The organism is Streptomyces sp. NPDC058086 (genome assembly GCF_042885015.1).
Lineage (GTDB): Bacteria > Actinomycetota > Actinomycetes > Streptomycetales > Streptomycetaceae > Streptomyces.
On record NZ_JBHVST010000063.1, the window covers coordinates 20809 to 42847 of the forward strand.

Annotated in this window: 17 protein-coding genes; 2 read left to right on the plus strand and 15 right to left on the minus strand. The window is 70.1% G+C overall.

Features of this window, described 5'->3' with window-relative positions:
* Positions 1–40: 40 nt before the first annotated feature.
* Together ACFVWD_RS36595 and ACFVWD_RS36600 are read right to left on the minus strand one after the other, a co-directional pair.
* Positions 41–916: an ABC transporter permease gene (locus tag ACFVWD_RS36595; RefSeq protein WP_389602365.1), complete on the minus strand. Its 876-nt coding sequence runs from the start codon at positions 914–916 to the stop codon at positions 41–43.
* Positions 906–1721 carry an ABC transporter ATP-binding protein gene (locus ACFVWD_RS36600; RefSeq protein ID WP_054229902.1) on the minus strand — a complete coding sequence of 272 codons (816 nt, stop codon included), beginning with the start codon at positions 1719–1721 and terminating at the stop codon, positions 906–908. Before ACFVWD_RS36600 ends, ACFVWD_RS36595 begins: the two co-directional genes overlap by 11 nt.
* A 161-nt stretch (positions 1722–1882) precedes the next feature.
* On the opposite strand from ACFVWD_RS36600, the gene ACFVWD_RS36605 reads away from it, so the two are divergent.
* A complete protein-coding gene (locus ACFVWD_RS36605; protein WP_054229901.1) occupies positions 1883–2575 on the plus strand; it encodes a response regulator in 693 nt (230 codons plus the stop codon).
* Positions 2576–2699: 124 nt separating this feature from the next.
* On the opposite strand, the gene ACFVWD_RS36610 is transcribed toward ACFVWD_RS36605, so the two are convergent.
* The 6 genes from ACFVWD_RS36610 to ACFVWD_RS36635 form a co-directional block, all read right to left on the minus strand.
* Positions 2700–4292, minus strand: a complete 1593-nt coding sequence (locus ACFVWD_RS36610) for a cation acetate symporter (RefSeq protein ID WP_389602366.1) — start codon at positions 4290–4292, stop codon at positions 2700–2702.
* Positions 4289–4777, minus strand: a complete 489-nt coding sequence (locus ACFVWD_RS36615) for a DUF485 domain-containing protein (protein WP_389602367.1) — start codon at positions 4775–4777, stop codon at positions 4289–4291. The genes ACFVWD_RS36610 and ACFVWD_RS36615 overlap by 4 nt, the downstream gene beginning before the upstream one ends.
* Before the next feature lie 105 nt (positions 4778–4882).
* Positions 4883–5566 carry a response regulator gene (locus ACFVWD_RS36620; protein WP_389602368.1) on the minus strand — a complete coding sequence of 228 codons (684 nt, stop codon included), beginning with the start codon at positions 5564–5566 and terminating at the stop codon, positions 4883–4885.
* The gene (locus ACFVWD_RS36625; RefSeq protein WP_389602369.1) at positions 5563–6714 is read right to left on the minus strand and encodes a sensor histidine kinase; all 1152 of its coding nucleotides are present in this window, start codon (positions 6712–6714) and stop codon (positions 5563–5565) included. Before ACFVWD_RS36625 ends, ACFVWD_RS36620 begins: the two co-directional genes overlap by 4 nt.
* On the minus strand, positions 6711–7235 hold the full coding sequence (locus tag ACFVWD_RS36630) for a DUF1453 domain-containing protein (RefSeq protein WP_389602370.1): 525 nt from the start codon (positions 7233–7235) through the stop codon (positions 6711–6713). Before ACFVWD_RS36630 ends, ACFVWD_RS36625 begins: the two co-directional genes overlap by 4 nt.
* Before the next feature lie 568 nt (positions 7236–7803).
* Positions 7804–9927 (minus strand): type IIA DNA topoisomerase subunit B, encoded by a 2124-nt coding sequence (locus tag ACFVWD_RS36635; protein WP_389602371.1) that lies wholly within the window; start codon positions 9925–9927, stop codon positions 7804–7806.
* Between the two features lie 440 nt (positions 9928–10367).
* On the opposite strand from ACFVWD_RS36635, the gene ACFVWD_RS36640 reads away from it, so the two are divergent.
* The gene (locus tag ACFVWD_RS36640; protein ID WP_075030622.1) at positions 10368–10598 is read left to right on the plus strand and encodes a hypothetical protein; all 231 of its coding nucleotides are present in this window, start codon (positions 10368–10370) and stop codon (positions 10596–10598) included.
* A gap of 370 nt (positions 10599–10968) precedes the next feature.
* On the opposite strand, the gene ACFVWD_RS36645 is transcribed toward ACFVWD_RS36640, so the two are convergent.
* From ACFVWD_RS36645 to ACFVWD_RS36675, 7 genes are all read right to left on the minus strand, one after another.
* Positions 10969–11787 carry a S1 family serine peptidase gene (locus ACFVWD_RS36645; RefSeq protein WP_389602372.1) on the minus strand — a complete coding sequence of 273 codons (819 nt, stop codon included), beginning with the start codon at positions 11785–11787 and terminating at the stop codon, positions 10969–10971.
* 133 nt (positions 11788–11920) lie between these two features.
* On the minus strand, positions 11921–13456 hold the full coding sequence (locus ACFVWD_RS36650; protein WP_101403801.1) for an RNA polymerase sigma factor: 1536 nt from the start codon (positions 13454–13456) through the stop codon (positions 11921–11923).
* Positions 13457–13909: 453 nt separating this feature from the next.
* Entirely contained in the window at positions 13910–14797 is an 888-nt protein-coding gene (locus ACFVWD_RS36655; protein ID WP_388203672.1) for a FadR/GntR family transcriptional regulator, read from the minus strand.
* Between the two features lie 162 nt (positions 14798–14959).
* Entirely contained in the window at positions 14960–16906 is a 1947-nt protein-coding gene (locus ACFVWD_RS36660; RefSeq protein ID WP_389602373.1) for an ATP-binding cassette domain-containing protein, read from the minus strand.
* Positions 16907–17018: 112 nt separating this feature from the next.
* Complete coding sequence (locus ACFVWD_RS36665) at positions 17019–17777, minus strand: NUDIX domain-containing protein (protein WP_054229890.1); 759 nt, start codon at positions 17775–17777, stop codon at positions 17019–17021.
* A gap of 131 nt (positions 17778–17908) precedes the next feature.
* Positions 17909–20044, minus strand: a complete 2136-nt coding sequence (locus tag ACFVWD_RS36670; RefSeq protein WP_389602374.1) for a glycogen debranching N-terminal domain-containing protein — start codon at positions 20042–20044, stop codon at positions 17909–17911.
* A 377-nt stretch (positions 20045–20421) separates the two neighbouring features.
* Positions 20422–21942 (minus strand): DUF4192 domain-containing protein, encoded by a 1521-nt coding sequence (locus ACFVWD_RS36675; protein WP_389602375.1) that lies wholly within the window; start codon positions 21940–21942, stop codon positions 20422–20424.
* Positions 21943–22039: the final 97 nt, after the last annotated feature.

Genomic DNA, 22039 nt, shown 5'->3' on the forward strand with positions numbered 1-22039 from the left:
GCGAGGAAATCCGGCTCCCTGGGCGGGTGTTGTCCGCCGATCAGCTCTCGGAGTCCGACGGCTTCCAGCGGAAGATGCGGCGCTCGGCGAAGGTGAGAAGCCCTTCGGCCAGCAGGGCGACGACGGCGAGGATGACCATCGCGGCGTACACACCGGCCGCGTTGAAGGTGCCCTGGGACTGGGCGACGAGCAGACCGATGCCCTTGGTGGCGCCGATGTACTCGCCGACGATCGCACCGATGAGGGCGAAGCCGAAGCTGACATGGAGGCTGGTGAAGATCCACGAGGTGGCGGAGGGGATGACGACCTGAAGCGTCACCCGGCGGTCGCTCGCCCCCAGGATCCGGGCGTTGGCGACGAGGTTGCGGTCGACCTCACGGGCGCCCTGGAACGCGTTGAAGAAGACCGGGAAGAAGACCAGGACCACGGCCGAGGCGACCTTGGAGGCCGGTCCGAGCCCGAACCAGATCACGAAGATCGGCGCGAGGACGATCCTGGGTATGGAGTTGAGCACCTTGATGTATGGACCAAGGACATCGGCGAGGAAGGCGATGCGTCCCAGCGCGATACCGAAGACCACACCGGCCACGACTCCGATGACCCAGCCGAGGAGTGCCTCGTGGAGCGTGTACCAGATCTGCTCGCCGAGTGAGCCGAGCGCCGTCCCGTGGGCCACCCAGGTGTAGACCTGGTCCCAGATCTTCGACGGCATGGAGAAGTTGAACGGATCGATGATCTTGGCGCGTGCGAACACCTCCCACAGGCCGAGCACGGCGACCAGGAGCACCGCGCGGACGGCGGCGACGATGATCCTGCGTCTGCGGGCGGCACGGGCACGGGAGTGGGCGCGTCCCGGCTTGGCGGGCTCGGTGGCGGTCACCGCGACGACGGTCTCGGGCATGACGTCAGGCGACATTCGCGGCGCCCCTCTCTCGGGTGATGCGGACCTCTTCACCGAGGGACTCCCAGATCTCGCGGTAGATCTCGATGAACCGCGGCTCCAAGCGCACCGATTCGACCTTGCGCGGCCTCGGCAGATCGATGTCGAAGACCTGCTTCACGGTGGCGGGGCCCGCGGTCATCACGACGACCTTGTCGGCGAGCGCGATGGACTCCTCCAGGTCGTGGGTGACGAAGACGACCGAGGCTCCCGTGCCCTCCCACAGCTCCAGCAGCTCGTCCGACATCAGGGCCCTGGTCTGCACGTCGAGCGCCGAGAACGGCTCGTCCATCAGCAGGATCTCGGGGTCGTTGACGAAGGTCGCGGCGAGGGCGACGCGCTTGCGCTGACCGCCGGAGAGCTGGTGCGGGTAGCGGTCCTCGAAGGCCGACAGTCCGACCCTGGCCAGCCATTCGCGGGCCCGTTGCTTGGCCTCCGTCTTGGGAACACCGCGAAAACGCGGGCCGGCCATGACGTTGGACAGGACCGTGCGCCAGGGGAAGGTGGCGTCCTGCTGGAAGACGAAGCCGACCTTGTCACCGACGCCCGCGACCGGCTCACCGGCCACCAGGACCTCGCCCTCGGTGGGCTCCTCCAGACCGCTCACCAGGGTCAGGGTGGTGGACTTCCCGCAGCCGGTGGGGCCGACGACAGCCACGAATTCGCCACGGCCGATCGTCAGATCGAGCTCTCTGACCGCCGTGTGCAGACCCCCTGACGGGGTCTTGAAGATCTTGCTCGCGCCCCGCAGCTCAATGGCGGGGCTGGTGTCTGCGCTCATGGCCCGGGACCGTAGATGTGGCGCGGGCCACAGCATCAGTCTTCTGGGCGCAAGGCCTTCTTATGCTTGCAAGAGTCTGTTGTGCTCGTTTTGCTCGCGCTACAACAGCGGAGCCGAAACACGGGCTTAACGCTCGCCAGGCCTTGAGAGAAAGAGGCCCGATGATTGACGTCCTGGTCGTGGACGACGACTTCCGCGTCGCTGAGATCAACGCGAAGTACGTGGGGAAGGTTCCCGGATTCCGGGTGGCCGCCCGCGCGCACAGCGCTGCCCAGGCCCTGGCCGCCGTGGAGCGCGCGCCCGTCGACCTGGTACTGCTCGACCACTATCTGCCCGACCAGACGGGCCTCGAACTGGTGCACCGCATGCGCGAACGCGGCCACGGCACCGACGTCATCATGATCACCGCGGCCAGCGATGTGACGACCGTGCAGGCCGCGATGCGCCTGGGCGCCCTGCACTATCTGGTCAAACCGTTCACCTTCGCCGCGCTGCGCACCCGCCTCGACTCGTACGCGGCCCTGCGGCGCACCGTCGACCGGGTCGGCGGGCGCGGCGTGGCGGGTCAGGAGCAGGTCGACCGGATCTTCAGCGCCCTGCGCACCACGCCCGTCCCGTCGTCGCCGGGGCTGCCCAGCGGTCACTCGGAACCCACCACGGACCTGATCTGCGGTGTCCTCCACCGTGCGAACCAGCCGCTGTCGGCCCACGAGGTCGCGGCCGAGACCGGGCTCAGCCGCTCCACCGCCCAGCGCTATCTGCGCCACCTCGAACAGGCCGGACGGCTGCGCCTCTCGCTCAAGTACGGCGACACGGGCCGCCCGGAACACCGGTACGCCTGGGTGGCGCCCTAGGGCTTGCCGTTTGGATCACCCCGGCGCACGACGTACGCCGTTGGGCCGTACGTCGCTGGGCCGTACGTCGCTGGTGGCGCCCCCGCTGGCTGGAGGCGCCCCCGGGCACTCACCTGAGGCCGCCTCAGACTGCCCCAGCACCTGTCAGCGACCGCACCTCGGTCTCCGCGTGCTTGGCCTCGTCCGGCGGCTCCGCGGACGTGACCGTGCCCAGCCAGCCCGACAGGAAGCCGAGCGGAATCGACACCAGGCCGGGGTTCTGCAACGGGAAGTACTGGAAGTCCACGCTCGGGAACAGCGAATCGGGACTCCCCGACACCACCGGCGACAGCAGGACGAGCAGCAGCGCGGGCACCAATCCGCCGTATACGGCCCACACGGCACCGCGGGTCGTGAAACTCCGCCAGAACAGCGAGTACAACAGCACCGGCAGGTTCGCGGAGGCGGCGACCGCGAAGGCGAGGCCCACCAGGAAGGCCACGTTCAGGTCGCGGGCCAGCAGCCCGAGCGCGATCGCGACCATCCCGATGCCCACCGCCGCCGTACGCGCCACGGTGACCTCGCTGCGGGGCTTCGCATGCCGGCGGCGCACCGAGGCATAGAGGTCGTGGGCCACAGACGCCGAAGACGCCAGGGTGATCCCGGCGACGACCGCGAGGATCGTTGCGAAGGCAATGGCCGCGACGACAGCAAAGAGAACCGTTCCTCCCGCAGAGTTCGCACCGCCGCCCAGATCAAGCGCGAGCAGCGGAACCGCCGTGTTGCCTGCCGCGTTCGCTCCCCGCACCGCCTCCGGGCCGACGATCGCCGCCGCGCCGAAGCCCAGCACGATCATCATCAGGTAGAAACCCCCTATGAGCCCGATCGACCAGACCACCGAGCGCCGCGCGGCCCGTGCCGTGGGCACGGTGTAGAAACGCGCCAGGATGTGCGGCAGCCCAGCTGTACCGAGCACCAGCGCGAGCCCCAGGCTGATGAAGTCGAAGCGCGCCGTCCAGTCCCCGCCGTACTTCAACCCGGGTGCGAGAAACGCGTCACCATGCCCGCTGCGCTCCGCCGCCGAACGCAGCAACTCATTCACGTCCCCGTGGAACCGCACCAGGACGAGCACGGTCAGGGCGATGGAACCGCACAGCAACAGGACCGCCTTGACGATCTGGATCCACGTGGTGGCCCGCATCCCTCCCAGCGACACATAGATCACCATGAGCGCGCCGACGCCGATCACCGTCCAGTTCCGCGCCGCCTCGCTCGAGCCTCCCAGCAGTAGCGCGACCAGGCTGCCCGCCCCCACCATCTGCGCCACCAGATACAGAACGGACACGGTCACCGAAGAGGTTCCCGCCGCGATCCGCACCGGCCGCTCGTTCATCCGGGCCGCGACGACGTCGGCGAGAGTGAACCGCCCGCAGTTGCGCACCAGTTCGGCGACCAGGAACAGAACGACCAGCCAGGCGACGAGAAACCCGACGACGTACAGCAGCCCGTCGTAGCCGTAGAGCGAGATCAGCCCCGTGACCCCCAGGAACGACGCCGCCGACATGTAGTCACCCGAAATGGCAAAACCATTCTCCATCGGCGAGAACAACCGGCCGCCGGCATAGAACTCCTCGGCCGACCCGTGCCGGTTGCGACTCACCCACGTCGTGATCCCCAGCGTCACCGCCACGAACGCGCTGAACAGCAGCAGCGCCAGCGTCTGATGGTTGCCGGTCACCGCTCACCACCTCTGACGCTCCGGGTCAGCTCCTGGGTGTCCCAGCGCAGATCGAGCGCGGCCCGGTCCCTGCGCAGCCGCGCATGCCGCGCGTACGCCCACGTGAACAGAAACGTGCTGAGGAACTGCCCGAGCCCCGCCACCATCGCCACGTTCACCGCGCCGGCGACGGGCCGGGCCATGAACCCGGGCGCCGTCGTCGCCGTCACCACATAGCCCACGTACCAGGTGAAGAACACGGCGACGCCCGGCACCACGAACCTCCGGTATCGCCTGCGCACCTCCTGGAAGGCCGCACTGCGCTGCACCTCCAGATAGACGTCGGCCGTCCCGCCCGTGCGACCTTCGTGCTCCAGGCGCGCGGACGGCACGGCGGGAGCGGGCGCTCCCGTGCCGTCCAACTCACCCCAGCCGGAGGCGAGCGCGTCGTACCAGGGGTCATCGAACCGGACCTCCCCGGTATCGCGACCGTCGTGCTTCTCCACCGAACTCTCCTTGTCCGCGACCCTTTTTCGGCCGCGTGCCCAAGGATGGACAGATCGGGAAGATCCCGGACTCTTCTCTCCGCGCTCTTCACCCCATCAGGTGACTCATCCCGTCGGTGGCCGTACGAGACCCTTCCCAAAGGCATATCGCACAGCCTGAGCACGATCCTTGAGGCCCGTCTTGGCGAAGAGGTTGTTGATGTGGGTCTTCACAGTGGCCGTGGAGACGTGCAGCCTGCGGGCGATGTCCTGATTGGTGAGGCCGTCGGCGATCAGCAGCAGCACCTCGGTCTCCCGCGTGGTGAGCCCATCGGGCGGCTCCACGGGCACATCGGCCGCGGGCGCCGGTTCCGACAGCCGCTCCAACAATCGCCGCTGAATGCTCGGCGAGAGTCCCGCGTCCCCCGACAGCACGCTCTCCACCGCGCGCACGATCTCGTCGCCGCCCGCGTCCTTGGTGAGATAGCCACGGGCTCCCGCTCTGAGCGCGGGGAACAGCGACTCGTCGTCCGCGTACGTGGTGAGCACGACGACCTGCGTCCCCGGATGCTCGGCGCGAATGCGCCGGGTCGCCTCGACGCCGTCGCAGCGCGGCATGCGCAGGTCCATCAGCACAACGTCCGGGGCGAGTTCGGCCACAAGTGCCACGGCCTCGTGGCCGTCCCCGGCCGCACCCACGACCTCGATCCCCGGCAGCAGGCCCAGCAGCATCACGATGCCTTCGCGCACCACGGTCTGGTCGTCCGCCACCACGACCCGAGCCGGCTTCCTGGTCTCCTCCTCCGTCATACGGGCACCCTCAGCGTCACCACGAACCCCTCCTCGTCCGGCCCGGCCTCCAACGAGCCACCCAGCAGCTCGGCACGCTCCCGCATGCCCAGCAGACCGTACCCGGCCCCCGCACCGCTGAGTTCGCCCGGCGGTCCTCCCGAGTCCCGTACGCCCAGGGTCACTTCGTGCTCGCCGTACTCGAGCCGCATGTGCACCTTGGCGCCCGGCGCATGCTTACGGACGTTCGTCAGGGCTTCCTGCGCCACCCTGCGCACCGCCTGCGAGGCCTCGGCGGGCAGCGGCTGCCGTTCACCCGCGACGGTGATGTCGGCACCGTCCGCCGTGGCGACCAGTTCGCTCAGGAAGTCCTCCACCGGGGACATCTCCCCCCGAAGGGCGGAGAGCGCCTGCCGGGTCTCGGCAAGCCCCTCACGGGCCATCCCACGTGCCGCCACCACCCGCTCGAGGATCTGCTCCCGGTCGGCGCCCCGCTCGATCAGCAGCCGGGCCGCCTCCAGATGCACCATCTGCGCCGAGAGACTGTGCGCCAGGACGTCATGGATCTCCCGCGCGATCCTGGCCCGCTCCGCGAGCGCCGCGGACTCCGCCTCGGCCACACGAGCCGCCCGCTCCTGAGCGAGCAACCGCTGGGCACTGCCGCGGGCCTCCGCGTCGAGGCGCAGCACGTATCCGGCCAGGGCGAGACCCCCGGCGGTGGCCGCCGTGGTCAGCCAGACGTCGTTGTTGACCGCCGCGAACGCGCTCAGTGCCAAGGAGGTGGCAGGCAGTGCCGCCGCGAGAGGCAGCCTCTCTATGGCGCTGATGGCGCACCCGCACCACAGGACGATGGCCGGCACTCGGAAGCCCGTGCTCACTCCCACCGTCGCGATCACGAGCAGCAGGGCGAGCAGCGCCAGAGACGGCAGCAGACGGTGTTCGAGCGTGGTCCGCCAGAAGGCCCACGCCGCCAGCCCGCAGACGAGGACCCCCAAAACGCCCGCCGCGATCTTCCAGGCGCCCAAATGACCGCTCGTGAAGGTCGTCCACAGGAGCAGGCCGAGGGCGAAGAGGCGCGCGGCCCAGGCGAGCGCGCGCCTGGGCTTGGCCACTCCGGCTCGGGACAGCGCCTCGCGGGAGGGCCAGCGCTTCAAAGCGTTCTCCGTCACACGCGCTCCTTCCACGAGCCCTGGGGCACGTCGTCACCGTACGCCGTCGCCTGCGCGACGGTCGGGTGCAGAGACTGAGAGCGCCAGGCCAGGATCCCGGAGCGGACCAGCAGAGTGGCCGCGAGGGCGAGCAGCAGGGCGGAGCTGTCCTGATGGACGCCCGACAAGGTGCCGATGCCGAACAGTCCCAGCCGCAGGGCTATGCCCACACCCCAGACGGCCGCGCTGGCCTTGGTGCTCTTGCTCCACACCGAGCCGTCCGGCTCCGCCCATATCCGTGTCGTCCACCCCCACGCGGCTCCGGTGGCCAGCCCGATGAACAGCTCTGCCCCCAGCAGCAGAATCGCCTCGGTCCGATGGTGGATGTCGATCAGGCCCGGCTCCCGCAGAGCGATCACGGCCAGGACCGCGGGCACGATCCACCACCGCCTGTCCGTGCTGATCCTGCGCGTACGGAACTGGCGCGCGACGACCAGCACAACAACGGCGAGGATCACCAAGGCATTGACGAGCCCGGACATCACGACCTCCGTGGGCGAGGAAGAGCGGGTGCCGACAGCGAGCGCTGTCGACGCCTTCGACGCTACGGAAATCGGCAGCTCAGCAGATCGGAGCCGGGGTGGATCGTGGGTGGATCCACACCCACCTCACCCCTCCACCCACGGGTGGAGCCCCCCACGGCCCGCACCCACCAACCGCGGTTCTCGCCTCCGCCGCCCCTGCCCTCCCCCAAGCTCTCGGCTTCGTTCGAGCAGGGGGACCCCCGTCATCCCCACTCAGGGGCTCCGCCCCCAAACCCCCGATCGGCCTGAATGGCCTCGTCCTCAAACGCCGGACGGCTGAAGATGCGCGCAGCGCCCCTTGAGGGGCGCGGGGAACTGCGCGACCAGCCCCCACCCACCCGCAGCCGGCCCTCCCACGGAAGGGGCCGTGGCGGTGCGTCGCAAGCCCGTCGCTCACGCCCGGATCGAGCAGCGGCTCCCATGCCCGGCCCACGCCTGATCCAGCGGCGGCGGGCTCGACGCACCGCCACGGCCCCGACCCACCACAAACACCCGGCCCCGGCCCCGGCCCCCGCCAGCGCAGCGCCTACGCGTCGATACGCGACCTGTCCAGCGTCGCCGCAGAGCTGGAGATGAACTCCTTACGAGGAGCGACATCGTTCCCCATCAGCAGGTCAAACACCTGCTCGGACGCCTCCAGGTCGGAGATGTTGATCCGCCGCAGCGTCCGGTGGCGCGGGTCCATCGTCGTCTCCGCCAGCTGATCGGCGTCCATCTCACCAAGGCCCTTGTAACGCTGGATCGAGTCCTTGTAGCGCACGTTCTTGCGCTGCAGCTCCAGCAGCGTCTCGCGCAGCTCACGGTCCGAGTACGTGTAGACGTACTTGTCCTGGCCCTTCTTGGGCTGGCTCAGCTCGATGCGGTGCAGCGGAGGCACCGCCGCGAACACCCGCCCCGCCTCGACCATCGGCCGCATGTACCGCTGGAACAGCGTCAGCAGCAGAATCCGGATGTGCGCCCCGTCGACGTCGGCGTCGACGAGCAGAATGATCTTCCCGTACCGCGCCGCGTCGATGTCGAACGTCCGCCCGGACCCGGCCCCTATGACCTGGATGATCGCGCCGCACTCGGCGTTCTTGAGCATGTCCGTGACGGACGCCTTCTGGACGTTGAGGATCTTGCCACGAATCGGCAGCAGCGCCTGGAACTCGGAGTTCCGGGCCAGCTTGGCGGTGCCGAGCGCGGAGTCTCCCTCGACGATGAACAGCTCGCTGCGCTCGACGTCGTCGCTGCGGCAGTCCGCGAGCTTGGCGGGCAGCGAGGAGGACTCGAGGGCGGTCTTCCGACGCTGCGCGTCCTTGTGCTGGCGGGCCGCGATCCGCGTACGCGCGGCGGCGACGGCCTTCTCCATCACGACCCGGGCCTGCGCTGCCGCGTCCCGCTTCGTGGTGGTCAGGAAGGCCTTGAGTTCGTTGGAGACCACGTTCGTCACGATCCGGCGGGCCGCCGAGGTGCCGAGGACCTCCTTGGTCTGGCCCTCGAACTGCGGCTCCGCGAGGCGCACGGTGACGACGGCGGTCAGGCCCTCCAGGGCATCGTCCTTGACGATGTCGTCCTCGGCGACCCGCAGCAGCTTCTTGGACCGCAGCACCTCGTTCATCGTCTTGACGACGGCCTGTTCGAAGCCGGCGACGTGGGTACCGCCCTTGGGCGTGGCGATGATGTTCACGAACGACTTGAGGTTCGTGTCGTAGCCGGTGCCCCAGCGCAACGCCACATCGACGCCGAGCTCACGAGTGACCTCGGTGGGCGTCATCTGCCCGTGGTCGTCGAGGACCGGGACGGTCTCCTTGAAGGTGCCCTGCCCGGAGAAGCGGAGGACGTCACAGACGGGCTTGTCGGTGGCCAGGTACTCGCAGAACTCGCTGATGCCGCCGTCGAAGCGGAAGGACTCCTCGCCCTTGCTGCCGCCCTCGCCGAGCCCGTATTCGTCACGGACGACGATGGTCAGGCCGGGCACCAGGAACGCGGTCTGGCGGGCGCGCTGGTGCAGGTTCTCCAGGGAGAGCTTGGCGTCCTTGAGGAAGATCTGGCGGTCGGCCCAATAGCGCACGCGCGTGCCGGTGCGTGTCTTGGGGATCCTCTTCAGCTTGCGCAGCCCGCTGGCCGCGTCGAAGGCGGCCTCGGGACCGTCCGCCCTGAACGCTCCCGGAGTGCCGCGACGGAAGCTCACCGCATGGGTGTGGCCACTGCGGTCCACCTCGATGTCCAGACGGGCGGAGAGCGCGTTCACCACGGAGGCGCCCACGCCGTGCAGACCGCCGGAGGCCGCGTACGAGCCGCCTCCGAACTTGCCGCCCGCGTGCAGCTTGGTCATCACGACCTCGACGCCCGACATACCGGTCTTGGGCTCCACGTCGACCGGGATGCCGCGGCCGTTGTCCCGCACCTCCACCGAGGCGTCGTCGTGCAGGATCACCTCGATGTGGTCACAGTAGCCCCCGAGGGCCTCGTCCACGGAGTTGTCGATGATCTCCCACAGGCAGTGCATAAGACCGCGGCTGTCGGTCGAGCCGATGTACATGCCGGGGCGCTTGCGTACGGCCTCGAGCCCCTCGAGGACGAGCAGGTGCCGCGCGGTGTAGTTGGAACCGTCCCGGTCTGCTCCGGTCAGCAACGCTGTGGACGGCACGGACGTGTCGGCGGTCACGCGGTTCGCTCCTCGCTGAATTTCAGATGGGACCCTTTTGGGTAAGGGGCCGGCTTCGGTCTCCGCTCAGAGGGTACCGAGGCCTGGTAGAGCCGTTGTAACGCCACCCTCGCATGAACTCAGACTAGTCCAGGCTCGCATGAGTGTTCGATCCCTCGATGGAGTGAAGTACATATCACGTTCCCTTCCAGGCATGAACCATTTAGGCTCCGGGCACGTCCTCATGAACAACCGGCAAGCCAGCCGGGGAGGACTGACCCTGACAGACAGCGCGAACCCGTAAGACACAAAGACACGTAATACGGCTCATTCGCCGCCACCCGGCAGCAGACAGCCGCCCCGGAAGAATTTTTCGAGGAAAAGCCACGAGCGGGAACGTTTTCGGCCTGGTTGGATGTTGACCCTGGTACGACAGCTCGTCGAGCTAGAGAAGAGGCGACGTGACTACTGTTCTGACCCCCGCGAGCCCGCTGACGGCCGCTGACCGCTGCGACCGTTGCGGCGCCCAGGCATATCTGCGCGTCGTCCTCCTCAGCGGCGGTGAACTGCTCTTCTGCGCCCACCACGGACGCAAGTTTGAGCCGGAACTCAAGAAGATCGCCGCTGAGATACAGGACGAGACGGAGCGACTGACGTCGGTCCCGGCAACGTCCAACGACGAAGAGCGCTGACACTTCGCGTCAACGACGACGAGCCAACTCTGGCAATAGGCCGGTGTACGGGCGGTCACCCTTGCTACTCGGGGTGACCGCCCGTATGCGTACCGCCTCCCGGCGGTGCAGTGCGCCACCGCCCTGAGCAGCTGCACGGTGCCGTGCGGCCGCGACGCGCACCGCGCTCACGCACTTCGATGCGCCACCAGTGCGCGCCCTTGCCGGGCACCTCTACGCGCCACCGGCCCGTATTGCTGCGGCGCGCCTCCACACTGGCCGGAATCGCTCCTACGCACCCTCCAGGTGCCCCCGATTCATCCCACCCCGGCGCCCCGTGTCCCTCGTCCCGCGATCCGCCACGTTCCGTACCGCTTCCGCCTGCGTGGCCTCAGCGGCTCGTGTCGAGCGCCCTGACGACGTCTGAGACCCGCGTGTAGACCCCGGGGCTTCCCGCCTGCCCACAGCCGCTGCCCCAGGACACGAGGCCGATCAGCCGCCCCTGGGCGACGAGCGGGCCACCGCTGTCCCCCTGACAGGCATCCCGCCCACCCGCGGCCTCCCCGGCGCACACCATGGAAGCGGCTTGATAAGCGCCTTCCTCACTCCCCGGATAAGCCCGCTCACAGACCGAGTCGGACAATACGTTCACGCTCGCGGACCGCAGACTCAGCGGGTAACTGCCGATGCCTGTCGTATCGCCCCAGCCGTAGACCGCGGCGGCCGTGCCGGGCGTGTACGCGGGATCCCCCGAGGGGGCCATACGGATGACCGAGCTCTGGGGCAGCGGGGAGGCGAGGGTGATCACGGCGAAGTCCCCGGCGTTCGTGACGGCGTCGTACTGCGGATTGACCCGGGTGTCGCGCACCGGGATCTCCTTGCCCTTGCCGGACAGCAGGTCGGTACGGTCCGCGATGATCTTCAAGTCGTGGATCTGCTGCGGTGGCGCCCCGAGCACGAGCGGACTCAGGCAGTGGGCCGCGGTCAGCACGAGCGACGGGCCGATCACCACGCCGCCGCAGAATTGCCCGGCTCGCGTACCCCCGAACCGGTCACGGCTGGACAGTGCCACCGTCCACGGACTCTGAGCGATGTCGACCGGATGGCCCCCGATGACGACGCCGTCGGTCACGGCCGGGGCGGGGGATGCCAGCGGTATGAGGGCCGCGGCGGCCGCAAGGGCCAGTACTGGTACGAAAGGACGGCGCATGCGCGTTCCTCACTCTGGGATGGTCATGGAACACCCAGAGTGGTCCAGCGGGCGGCGGCGCGCACTCCGTGCATGCGCCGAGGGCCCGGCTCCCCATCGGGAGCCGGGCCCTCGGCGACAGTACGGTCGAGACCTAGTCGAGGTAGTCGCGCAGCACCTGCGAACGCGACGGGTGACGCAGCTTCGACATCGTCTTGGACTCGATCTGACGGATCCGCTCACGCGTGACGCCGTACACCTTGCCGATCTCGTCGAGGGTCTTCGGCTGACCATCGGTGAGACCGAAACGCATGGAGACGACGCCCGCCTCGCGCTCGGACAGGGTGTCGAGGACGGAGTGCAGCTGCTCCTGGAGGAGCGTGAAGCTGACCGCGTCGGCCGGGACGACGGCCTCGGAGTCCTCGATGAGGTCACCGAACTCGCTGTCGCCGTCCTCGCCCAGCGGGGTGTGCAGCGAGATGGGCTCGCGGCCGTACTTCTGGACCTCGATGACCTTCTCAGGGGTCATGTCGAGCTCCTTCGCCAGCTCCTCCGGGGTGGGCTCGCGGCCCAGGTCCTGGAGCATCTGACGCTGCACGCGCGCGAGCTTGTTGATGACCTCGACCATGTGCACCGGGATACGGATGGTGCGGGCCTGGTCGGCCATGGCGCGGGTGATCGCCTGACGGATCCACCAGGTGGCGTACGTGGAGAACTTGTAGCCCTTGGTGTAGTCGAACTTCTCGACCGCGCGGATCAGACCGAGGTTGCCCTCCTGGATGAGGTCCAGGAAGAGCATGCCGCGGCCGGTGTAGCGCTTGGCCAGGGAGACCACCAGACGGAGGTTGGCCTCCAGGAGGTGGTTCTTGGCGCGACGGCCGTCCTCGGCGATGATCTCCAGCTCGCGCTTGAGCTTGGGGGCGAGCTTGTCCGCGTTGGCCAGCTTGTCCTCTGCGAACAGACCGGCCTCGATGCGCTTGGCGAGCTCGACCTCCTGCTCGGCGTTGAGCAGGGGGACCTTGCCGATCTGCTTGAGGTAGTCCTTGACCGGGTCGGCGGTGGCGCCGGCCGCGGCGACCTGCTGCGCGGGCGCGTCGTCCTCGTCCTCGTCGGACAGGACGAAGCCCTGGGCGCCGTCCTCGGCGGGCTCCTCGGCACCGGGCTTGCCCGGGGTCTCCTCGACCGCCTCGTCGTCGATGAGCTCGGCGTCGTCCTTCTTGGCGGTGGTCTTCTTCGCGACGGCCTTCTTGGCGACCGTCTTCTTCGCGACGGCCTTCTTGGCGACCGTCTTCTTGGCGGCGACCTTCTTGGCGGACGCGTCCTCAGCCGGATCGTCGGCCACGGGCACTGCCGGGGCGGCGGTGGCGGCGACCTTCTTGGTGGTCACCGTCTTCGCCGCGACCGTCTTGGTGGCGGTGCGCTTGGCCGGACTCTTCGCTGCGACGCTCTTTCGGGTGCGCTTGGGCTCCGCGGCACTGACCATCAGCGTCACACCCTCTTCCTCGAGGATCTGGTTGAGGCTGCGCAGTACGTTCTTCCACTGAGTGGCCGGAATCTGGTCAGCTTCGAAGGCCCGACGCACGTCATCGCCGGCGATCTGCCCCTCAGCCTTTCCCCGCTCAATGAGCGCCATGACAGAGACGGACTCGGCGATCTCCGGCGGGAGCGTACGGGATGTGCTGGCCGACACGAACAACCTCTCGGAACGTTGGAAAACGGCTTCCGGCCCCGTCCACTGCGGACAGGAGCCGACGACCGCCGACTTGGGGATGGGTCGACGGCGCGGGCGGGAGCCGGGAGGATGCACAGCGCCGTAAACGGCGTCCGTATTCCCTCCTCGGCTGTCACCTCTTAGGTCATCGCGCAGTTCCGAAGAGCGTTACGCCCAATCTGCGTGGCCCGAGTCACACCCCGTAAGTGCCCAAAAGCGGCCAGATACGGTCAGAGGAGGTCAGCCGATGGACTCATCACCTCAAACCGATGGGTTCATCACCTCAACCGATGGCTTGATCACCTTCATCACATCGCCGGATCCCGCCGGATCCCGGAAGGATCCGCCGGGGTCCGGCGGGGGATGTTCCGCCGACCAAGCGATGCCACGAGAGGGCACACGCCCCCCGACCGCGCCGCACTCGGGGCGCGATCAGTGCTCGCGCGGCGCGGGCACCACGCGCTCCACCTCGGGGTGAACGGCGAGCAACTGCCGCATGGCCGCCTCGGCCGCCGCGCCGTCGGCCTCGGCGAGGGCTTCGACGATCCGGCCATGGTGCGTCAAGGAGGTCTCGTTCGGTCGGTCGCAGCCGGTGACGGGGCCGCCGGAGACCTGGAGCGCGGCCGAGACGATCCCGGAAAGGTGCTCCAGCATGCGATTGCCCGATACCTGGATGAGCAGCGAATGGAACTCCGCGTCGGCCCGCGAGAAGGTGAGCGAGTCACCCTGCGCCATGGCATGGCCCATGATCTCGACCATGTCTCCGAGGCGCTGCTGGACCTCCTCGCGCCCGTGCCCGGCGGCCAGACGCGCGGCGAGCGGCTCGATCGTCCAGCGCAGCTCGCTCAGCTCGCGCCGCTGGTCGTCGCGCTGCGGCCCGAAGGCCCGCCATTCGATGATGTCCGGGTCGAGAAGATTCCAGTCACTGACGGGGCGCACGCGCGTACCGACGTTGGGGCGGGCGCTGACCAGCCCCTTCGCCTCCAGGACGCGGAGCGATTCACGGACGACGGTACGGGAGACCTCGAACCGCTGTCCGATCTCCTCGGGGACGAGCGGGCGGTCCGCGCCCAGGTCGCCGGAGACGATCATCTGACCCAACTGCTGGACGAGTTGGCCGTGCAGTCCGCGTCCGCGGCTGCCCGCGGCGCGCCGGCCGACGCGGCCCAGTTCCGGGTCCGCGCCCTCCCACGCGGAGGCGCCGACGCGTTCGGCACCAGGGCCCTCGGCGTAGGGGTAGCGGTCTAGTCCGCCCGGGCCGGCCAGGCCGGAGTCTGAGGAGCGGGCGGCGGTCATCATGGTGTGCGCAAGGGTACTCACGGATCATTTGTCGGCGCTGTCTCCAACTCCCTTGAGGTCTTTGGTGAAAAGCACACGAAAGGGTGATCGCTCACCGCGTCGCAATTGACGCCTTATCGGAAAGAAATGGGCGTTCTCCGGGGAGTTGTGCGCACGGCGGGAACGGAAGGGTAAGGACGGTCGTCATCGCACCCTGCTTCGCAGGGTCGTGAGCAGATACGCGCAGAGCAGAGCGGTCAGCGACAACATCAGGGCACCGCCCACGGGTTCGGCGACAAGGCGCGCCCCGGCCGCGATATAGCGCTCTCCCCCGAACGGCCACTGCATCAGCACGAGCTCGCGCAGTCGCTCGGAAAACCCGGCCGCCTTCCGCACGGACGGTCCCGCCAAGGTTTTTTGTACGAGTGGTACGACCACGACCGGGACGGCGAGCACCGCCGCAAGCCCAGCGGTGGTGGACCGGAAGATGCCCGCCGCCAGCACTCCCGCCCAGGCGCAGCCCACCGTGAGGCCGATCCAACTCGCGCTCAGCGAAAGCCAGTCCGCGGGAACTCCGACGAGCTCTCGTCCGTAGACGAGATAGAGCATTTCGAGGTCGCAGCCCACCGTGAGGACAGCCAGCGCCAGCGCGGTGACCGAGGCGACGAGGAGTTTGGCGGCGAGCAGTCCCAGGCGGCGGGGGACGGTGCCGCGGTCCGCGGCCAGGGCGGGGTGGCGGAACTCCTCGCCGAAGGCGAGCGCCCCGAGCAGCCCCGCACCGAGCGCCGCGGGCGGCAAAGGGCATTCCCGCGGCCAGGCGGCCAGGAGCCGCGGTTGGGGTGTGTGACCGATTCTGGCCAGGATTACGGACAGCAGGGCGGAGGTGACCAGCACGGCGATCGCGGTGAGGTAGCCGGTGCCCACTCCGGTGGCGCGCCGCAGTTCGTAGCGCAGCGGACGCAATGGGTTCGGGGCCTGGCGTACGGCGATGAGGGGCGGGAGCTGGGGCAGGTCCCGCGCGCCCAGCAAAGCAGCCGGACGGGTCCGCGACTCGGCCGGCCCCGGCTCGTCGACCGAATCCGCACCGGGCGCGGATTCGTCGGTGGCGGATTCGTCGGTCGCGGATTCGTCGGTGGCGGATTCGTCGGTGGCGGGTTCGTCGGTCACGGAGGCATCGACCGTGGAGGTGGGGCTCTCGGAGGCAGAGGTCATGAGGGCAGAGGTCATGGTGCCGACGGTGGCGGGGGCGAGATCCTCGGCAGGGAGCGTGGCATGTGGCCCCATGTCGCCGGTCTCGTCGGCGAGTTGGTGTACGAGGATGCCGTGCCGGAAGGCGGTCTCGCCGATGTCGGCGCAGGTGCTGCCGTACACCGAGAGCCGGTTGCCGTCCTCGCGTACGACCTCCACGGAACGCTGCGCGGCGCGGGCCTCCTTGGTGAGCAGGGCGCCGAGGCGCACGGCGTGCGGACTGCGGACGGCGACCCGGGGGCGGAGCCGGGTGCGGGCGAAGTCCGCGGCTTCCTGGTCGGCGATGAGCCGGCCTCCCTCCAGCGTGATGACCTGGTCGGCCGTCCGAGCGGCTTCCTTGGGGTCGTCCGTGCTGAACAGAACGGTGCCTCCCTGGGCCGCGTGCGCCCGCAGAATCCCGTGCAGCCAGCGACCTTCGGTGATGGAGAGACCGCCGGCGGGATCGTCGAGGACGAGGGTGTGCGGATCGGACAGCAGCGCACAGGCCAGGCCCAGACGGCGGTCCATGCCGTGCGACAAGGTGCCCAGGCGCTCGTCGCGCAGGCTCACGAGCCCGACGACTTCGATCACTTCGTCGACGCGCCGAATCGGGACACCGACGGCCGCGCACACCATGCCGAGCTGCCCGCGGACCGTACGCGCGGGATGGCCCGCCACCTCGCCCAGGAGCACACCGACCTCACGCGAGGGATGGGCGATCCGGTGCAGTGGACGGCCTCTGAAGTAGGTGGTTCCACGGCCCCGCTGGAGTTCGAGCATGAGCCTCAGCGCCGTCGTCTTGCCCGCGCCCGGGGCTCCGAGGAGCGCTGTGACGCGGCCCGAGCGCGCCTCGAAGGACACGTCGTCGACGGCGGGGGGAAGCTCCTTGCGGGGGTTGCTGGTCAATCCGATGGCCTGGATCACTCACAGCAAGATAGCGTGACATTTCCGGTTTTTCGGGCACCTTGCGGCTCATCCGCGGCAGCTCTTCCCACTCTTTCGCGGCGACACGCCCCTGTGAGTCGATCCGCCCTCGTCAGACCTCGGGGCGCAGCATCGGCGGATTGAGCAACGTGGCGCCGCCGGCGCGGAACAGCTGCGCGGGTCGGCCGCCCTGTCGCGTGGTCGTACCGCCCGTGGGCACGAGGAACCCCGGAGTGCCCGTCACCTTGCGGTGGAAATTGCGCGGGTCGAGTGCCACCCCCCACACAGCCTCGTACACGCGGCGCAGCTCTCCGACGGTGAACTCGGACGGGCAGAAGGCGGTGGCCAACGACGAGTACTCGATCTTGGACCGGGCGCGTTCCACCCCGTCCGAGAGGATCTGGGCGTGGTCGAAGGCGAGGGGTGCCGCCTGCTCTCCGTCGCGGCCGTAACCGCCCTGCTGCAGCAACTCCTCCACGGGCGCCCAGCGCGCGCTGTTGGCGTCGCCTCCGGCCCTGGGCGCGGGCAGATCGGGGGCCAGCGCGAGATGGGCGACGCTGACCACCCTCATCCGCGGGTCGCGCTTGGGGTCACCGTAGGTCGCCAGCTGTTCCAGGTGCGCGCCGTTGTCCTGTGCCGGGGCTGACGGGTCGTGGGCGCGCAGCCCGGTCTCCTCGACCAGCTCTCGCGCGGCCGCCTGTGCCAGGTCCTCGTCGGGCCGTACGAAGCCGCCCGGAAGCGCCCATCGTCCCTGGAAAGGCTGTTCCCCCCTCCGTACCGCCAGCGCACACAGGGCATGGCGACGCACGGTCAGCACGACCAGGTCCACGGTCACGGCAAAGGGCGGAAAGGCCGACGGGTCGTAGGGCATGCCGCGATCATAGTCGTCTGCCTGACGATAAACACGCCCTTCGCCAGTCGCTTCCACTGATGATCCACTTCGGTCCTGTACGGGTCCCACCGGCCGCTGCCGGTCGCCGTTCGAGGACGCGTCGCGCAAGGTCACACTCCCAACTGCAGTCCGCCGGCCGCCTCCTCCACCATCGCGAGACCGAGTCTGCTGACACGCACGGAGAACGGGGCGCCCGCGATCCGCAGTCCCGTCAGTCCGATCTCGCCCAGCGGCGCACTACTGACCGGGCGCAGCGTCACCGTCCTGGCCGGGGCGTCGGGGCGGATGCCCGCGAGGGAGGTGAGGAGCAGCACCCCGGCGGCCGCCGACGTGGCCGCAGGCCGACAGGCGGCGGGGTGCGGGAGCGGGGCGCCGCCTTCCGTGCGCTGCTCTCCCGCGTACATCTCGGGCAGCCGGTGTCCGAAGGTCTCGGCCGCCGCCAGCAGGCCCCGGAACAGAGCGCTCGCCTCCTTCTCGTAGCCCGCGGTGACCAGACCGGTGACGGCGGTCGCGGTCTCCTGGACGCGCACGGCGCCGCCGCGGTGTCCGAAGGGGTTGTACGCCGCCTCGTTGGCACCCAGGCTGCGCAGACCCCAGCCGGAGTCCATGGCCGGGCCGCCGAGCAGCCGTGCGAGCTGCTCGGTCTGCACCTTGTCGAGCAGGCCCGGGGCGAACATGCCGGAGCCGAGCAGTCCCGTGTCGAGGAGGTGGGCGGTGCTCGCGCCGAGGTGGGGTAGGAGGCGCCCGTCCGGGGCCCGGGCGGCCGCCGGTCTGCCGCCTCCCCGGTCCTCGGCCCAGAAGTCCCCGCGGAACGCGGTCCGCATCTCCTGGGCCCACTGCACCAGTCCCTCTCCACCCGGCCGTCCGTACGCGTCGAGCAGATCGGCGCCCAGCAGCGCCGCGCGGTGGGCATGCGCCTGCGTCTCGCAGCGGAACGGCCCGCCGGGGTGCGGGTCGGGCAGGTAGGCGCCGTCACCGACGGTGGTCCGCAGCCAGGCGAGGCACCGCTCGGCCGCGGGCAGCAGTTCCTCGGTCTCCTGCTCCGGAAGTCCCCAGCGCCGGGCCTCCGCGAGCAGTACGGGGAACAGCAGGGTCGCCTCGGTGGCCGTGCAGCTCGGAGGCAGGTGCGGGCCGGCGTCCCGGCGCGGGCCGGGGATCAGGCCGGACTGCGCTCCCGGGCCCGCGATTTGGGTGCGGGCGAGGGTCCGCAGCGTGCCCGCGGCGAGCCGGGTGCCGAGTGGCAGTGTCATCCGGGCCGCGACCAGTGCCTCGGCCGGCGCCAGGCCGCATCGCCACGGCGCCCCCGCCGCGAGGTACGTGTCCGACGGGTGGCCGGCATCGCGCAGCAGTAGCGCCTGGAGGTCCTCGACGCAGGTGTCCATAAACGCCTGGACCCTGGGGTCGTCACCGGTGACCCGGGCGGCGGAGAGCGGGCTCGTGGCGCCGCGGCCGACGGCTCTGGCCGATCCCGCACCGCCCGGTCGCACCCGCAGCTCCACACTCCGGGTGCCACCGGGTGGCAGTTCGAGCTCCCAGCGGAGCAGTCCCGCGGAGGCCAGGGCGTCGGCGGGCGGTGGGACGGCCGTGACGATCGAGCTCCCGGTGGCACAGGACCATCGCAGGCCCGAGTCGTGGACGCTGGCGGGCAGTTCGGGCCCGGCTCGGCCCGAGGCGACGGAGCCGAGCTCCGCGAGATCCGTACCGAGGGCGACCTCGACGGGCACGCGCAGGACGCGGGGGGAGGCGCTGCGCAGGGTGATCCTCTCCGTGCCGTCCGCGTCGCGCGTCCGCTCCACGACCACGTCGGGATCCGGGCTGCCGTCGGCGGAGGCTCGCACCGTCCCGACGAAGCGGGCTCGGTCCGCGGCGACCATCCGGGCCTGTACGGCGAGTGGTTCGCGCCCTGCCACTCGAACCTGGCAGCGGGACAGCGTCCGGCGGCCCGCGCGGTAGAACCCCTCCAGCCCGCGGCCGGTCAGCTGCCCCTGGTCCGTGGAGATCGCCAGTCCCGGCAGGGCGACGCAGATCAGGGCGTTGTGCACGGGCGGCAGGTCCGTGGTCCGGCGCGGCCCAGGAAGCGGGGTGTGACGAGCCGTCGGACCGCGCGGCCCCGCGAAGGGGCTCAAAGCGCTCTCGACTCCCGCGAAGGGCGCCTGCGAACCGGCGCGACGCGGGAAGGGCTGAGCGGGCCCGCGCACCGGCGGGAGGGCGCCGTCGGGATCGGAGGGTGGAATGGGCAGGGGCATGCGGGTTCCTTGGTCAGTGCGCCTGGGGCGCGCTCGGCGCCGGGTGGGGGGATCCGGAGGGGCGAGGGCGTTCGGCGGCGCGGCCCGGCCACGGGTACCGCCACACAGGCGAACGGAACGGCCCTCTCCGGGGTCACGCCCTGGGCAGGGCAAGCCGACCGAATGGCGGTGGGACGGCCGGTGGGGCATGCCGCGGACGGCTGGTATGGGGGCCGTGGGGGCCAGGGGTTCGGGCTTGGAGATCGCGGGCGCGCGCCGCCCGCCCGTGCCGCGCGGGCCGGGGCGTGCCGCCGCGTCGAGTGGAGTGTCATCCGGCTCCGGGGGCACCTCATGTGTCACCCGAACCGACAATCGCCGATCCGCCCCGCTCCACACGCTCACGTCTCCTCCCCCACAACCCGCCGACCGCCCTTGCGGCGGGCACGTGCCCTTTCGCTCGTCGACTCAGGCGCGCGCCCCGGCCCCTCCCCGCCGGGCACGGCCTTATCAGAGGGCCGACGCCGGCTACCCACCCCGGGGTGACGCCCACTTCCGCGCGGTGCCGCGATCCCCGCCGTGCGTGCCCTGCGCCGCCGTCGGTTCGGGGTGCCTGGCGGCTCGGCGACGTCGCGCGGTGCCGAGCGATCGGGACCCGCCGGCTTTTCCGCTTCCGCCCCTGTCCGGCCGGTGCGCTCCGCGCGCAGGCAGCGGCGGATCGACTCCGGGTTGAGGCCCTCGTTGCACGCCTGGTGCAGGAGACGGGCGAAGAGGTAGTCGGGATCGGCGCCGAGTGCCATGGCCAGGGCCTCGCGAGCCTCCAGTTCGTCACCGGTCGACCAGGCGACCCACCCGGCGAGGGTGAGGGGTGCCGCCGCGTGCTCGCCATAGGGGCCGACGCAGCGGCGGGCCAGCGCCCGCCAGAGGCGCAGGGCCGGGCCGGCCTCGTCACCCTCCATCCACTCGGCGGCGCGGTCGCGGGTTGCGCGGTCCTGAAGCCCGAGGATCAGGGTGGCGGCCTCGTCGTGCTCCAGGAGACCGTCGTCGCGGAGGTCCGCCGGGCGTGTGCCGGACACGGGTGGGGCATCGGCGAACCTCTTCATGACCTGCCGGGCCAGCCCGAGGGTCTCCTCGGCCACCTCCGCACGGCCCTCGCCGTCGAGGATCCTGGGAACCAGGGCCATGCTCGCCGTGTCGAGCGCGGCCTGCTGCTCACGTGCGGCCGCGCCTTCCCACGGAATGAACCGGGCAATGAATTCCCGCAGCGATCCGCGCACTTGGAGGCCGGCGTAGGTCGCTGCGGCGGCGAGGACTGAGGTGCCGGGCAGTCCCATCGGATGCCCCTCGGACGAACAGCACCCCTGGCCGGGGCAGCAGTACGACCAGAAGCGGCCGTCGGAGATGCACAGGGCCTCGACGACGGGGACGTCGAGGCGACCGCAGGCCGTGCGCAGAAACTGCGCGAGCGGCCGCAGACGTTCCATGACGTCCCGTGCCGACTCTCCGGTCCCCGGCTCCTGACAGAGGTAGGCGACCATGCCCTCGGGCCGGGCCCCTCTGCGCTCGCTTCCCGTCACCAGTCCTTGTGCGAGCTGATCGGCGACGGACGGCCAGTCGTCCGCGTGGGCCGGGATGCCGAGCCGTGCCCGCCCGCCGAAGCGGCCGCGCCTCTCTCCGTCGTGCAGGGCTACCAGCACGATGCTGTCCTCGGGCCGGTATCCGAGCAGGTAGGGCAGGGCATCGGCCAGTTCGGCCGGTGTGCGCAGGGTCACCTGGTGCTGCCCGGGCAGGTCGTGCCCATCGTGCTCGCCCCGACCGCTGCGCCCGCCCGGCGCGTGGCCCGCGCTGTCTCCCCCGTGCCGACCGCGCCCGCTGATGTCATTGTCACCGGACGTGCCGGCGGCTTCGCTGTGATTCGTCATGCCGTGACCATCCCGCGGATCTTGAAATTCCGCTTTGCCCTGTGGATAACCCTGGCCATGACCACGACATAACTTGTCCACAACCCGGCGGCCTCGT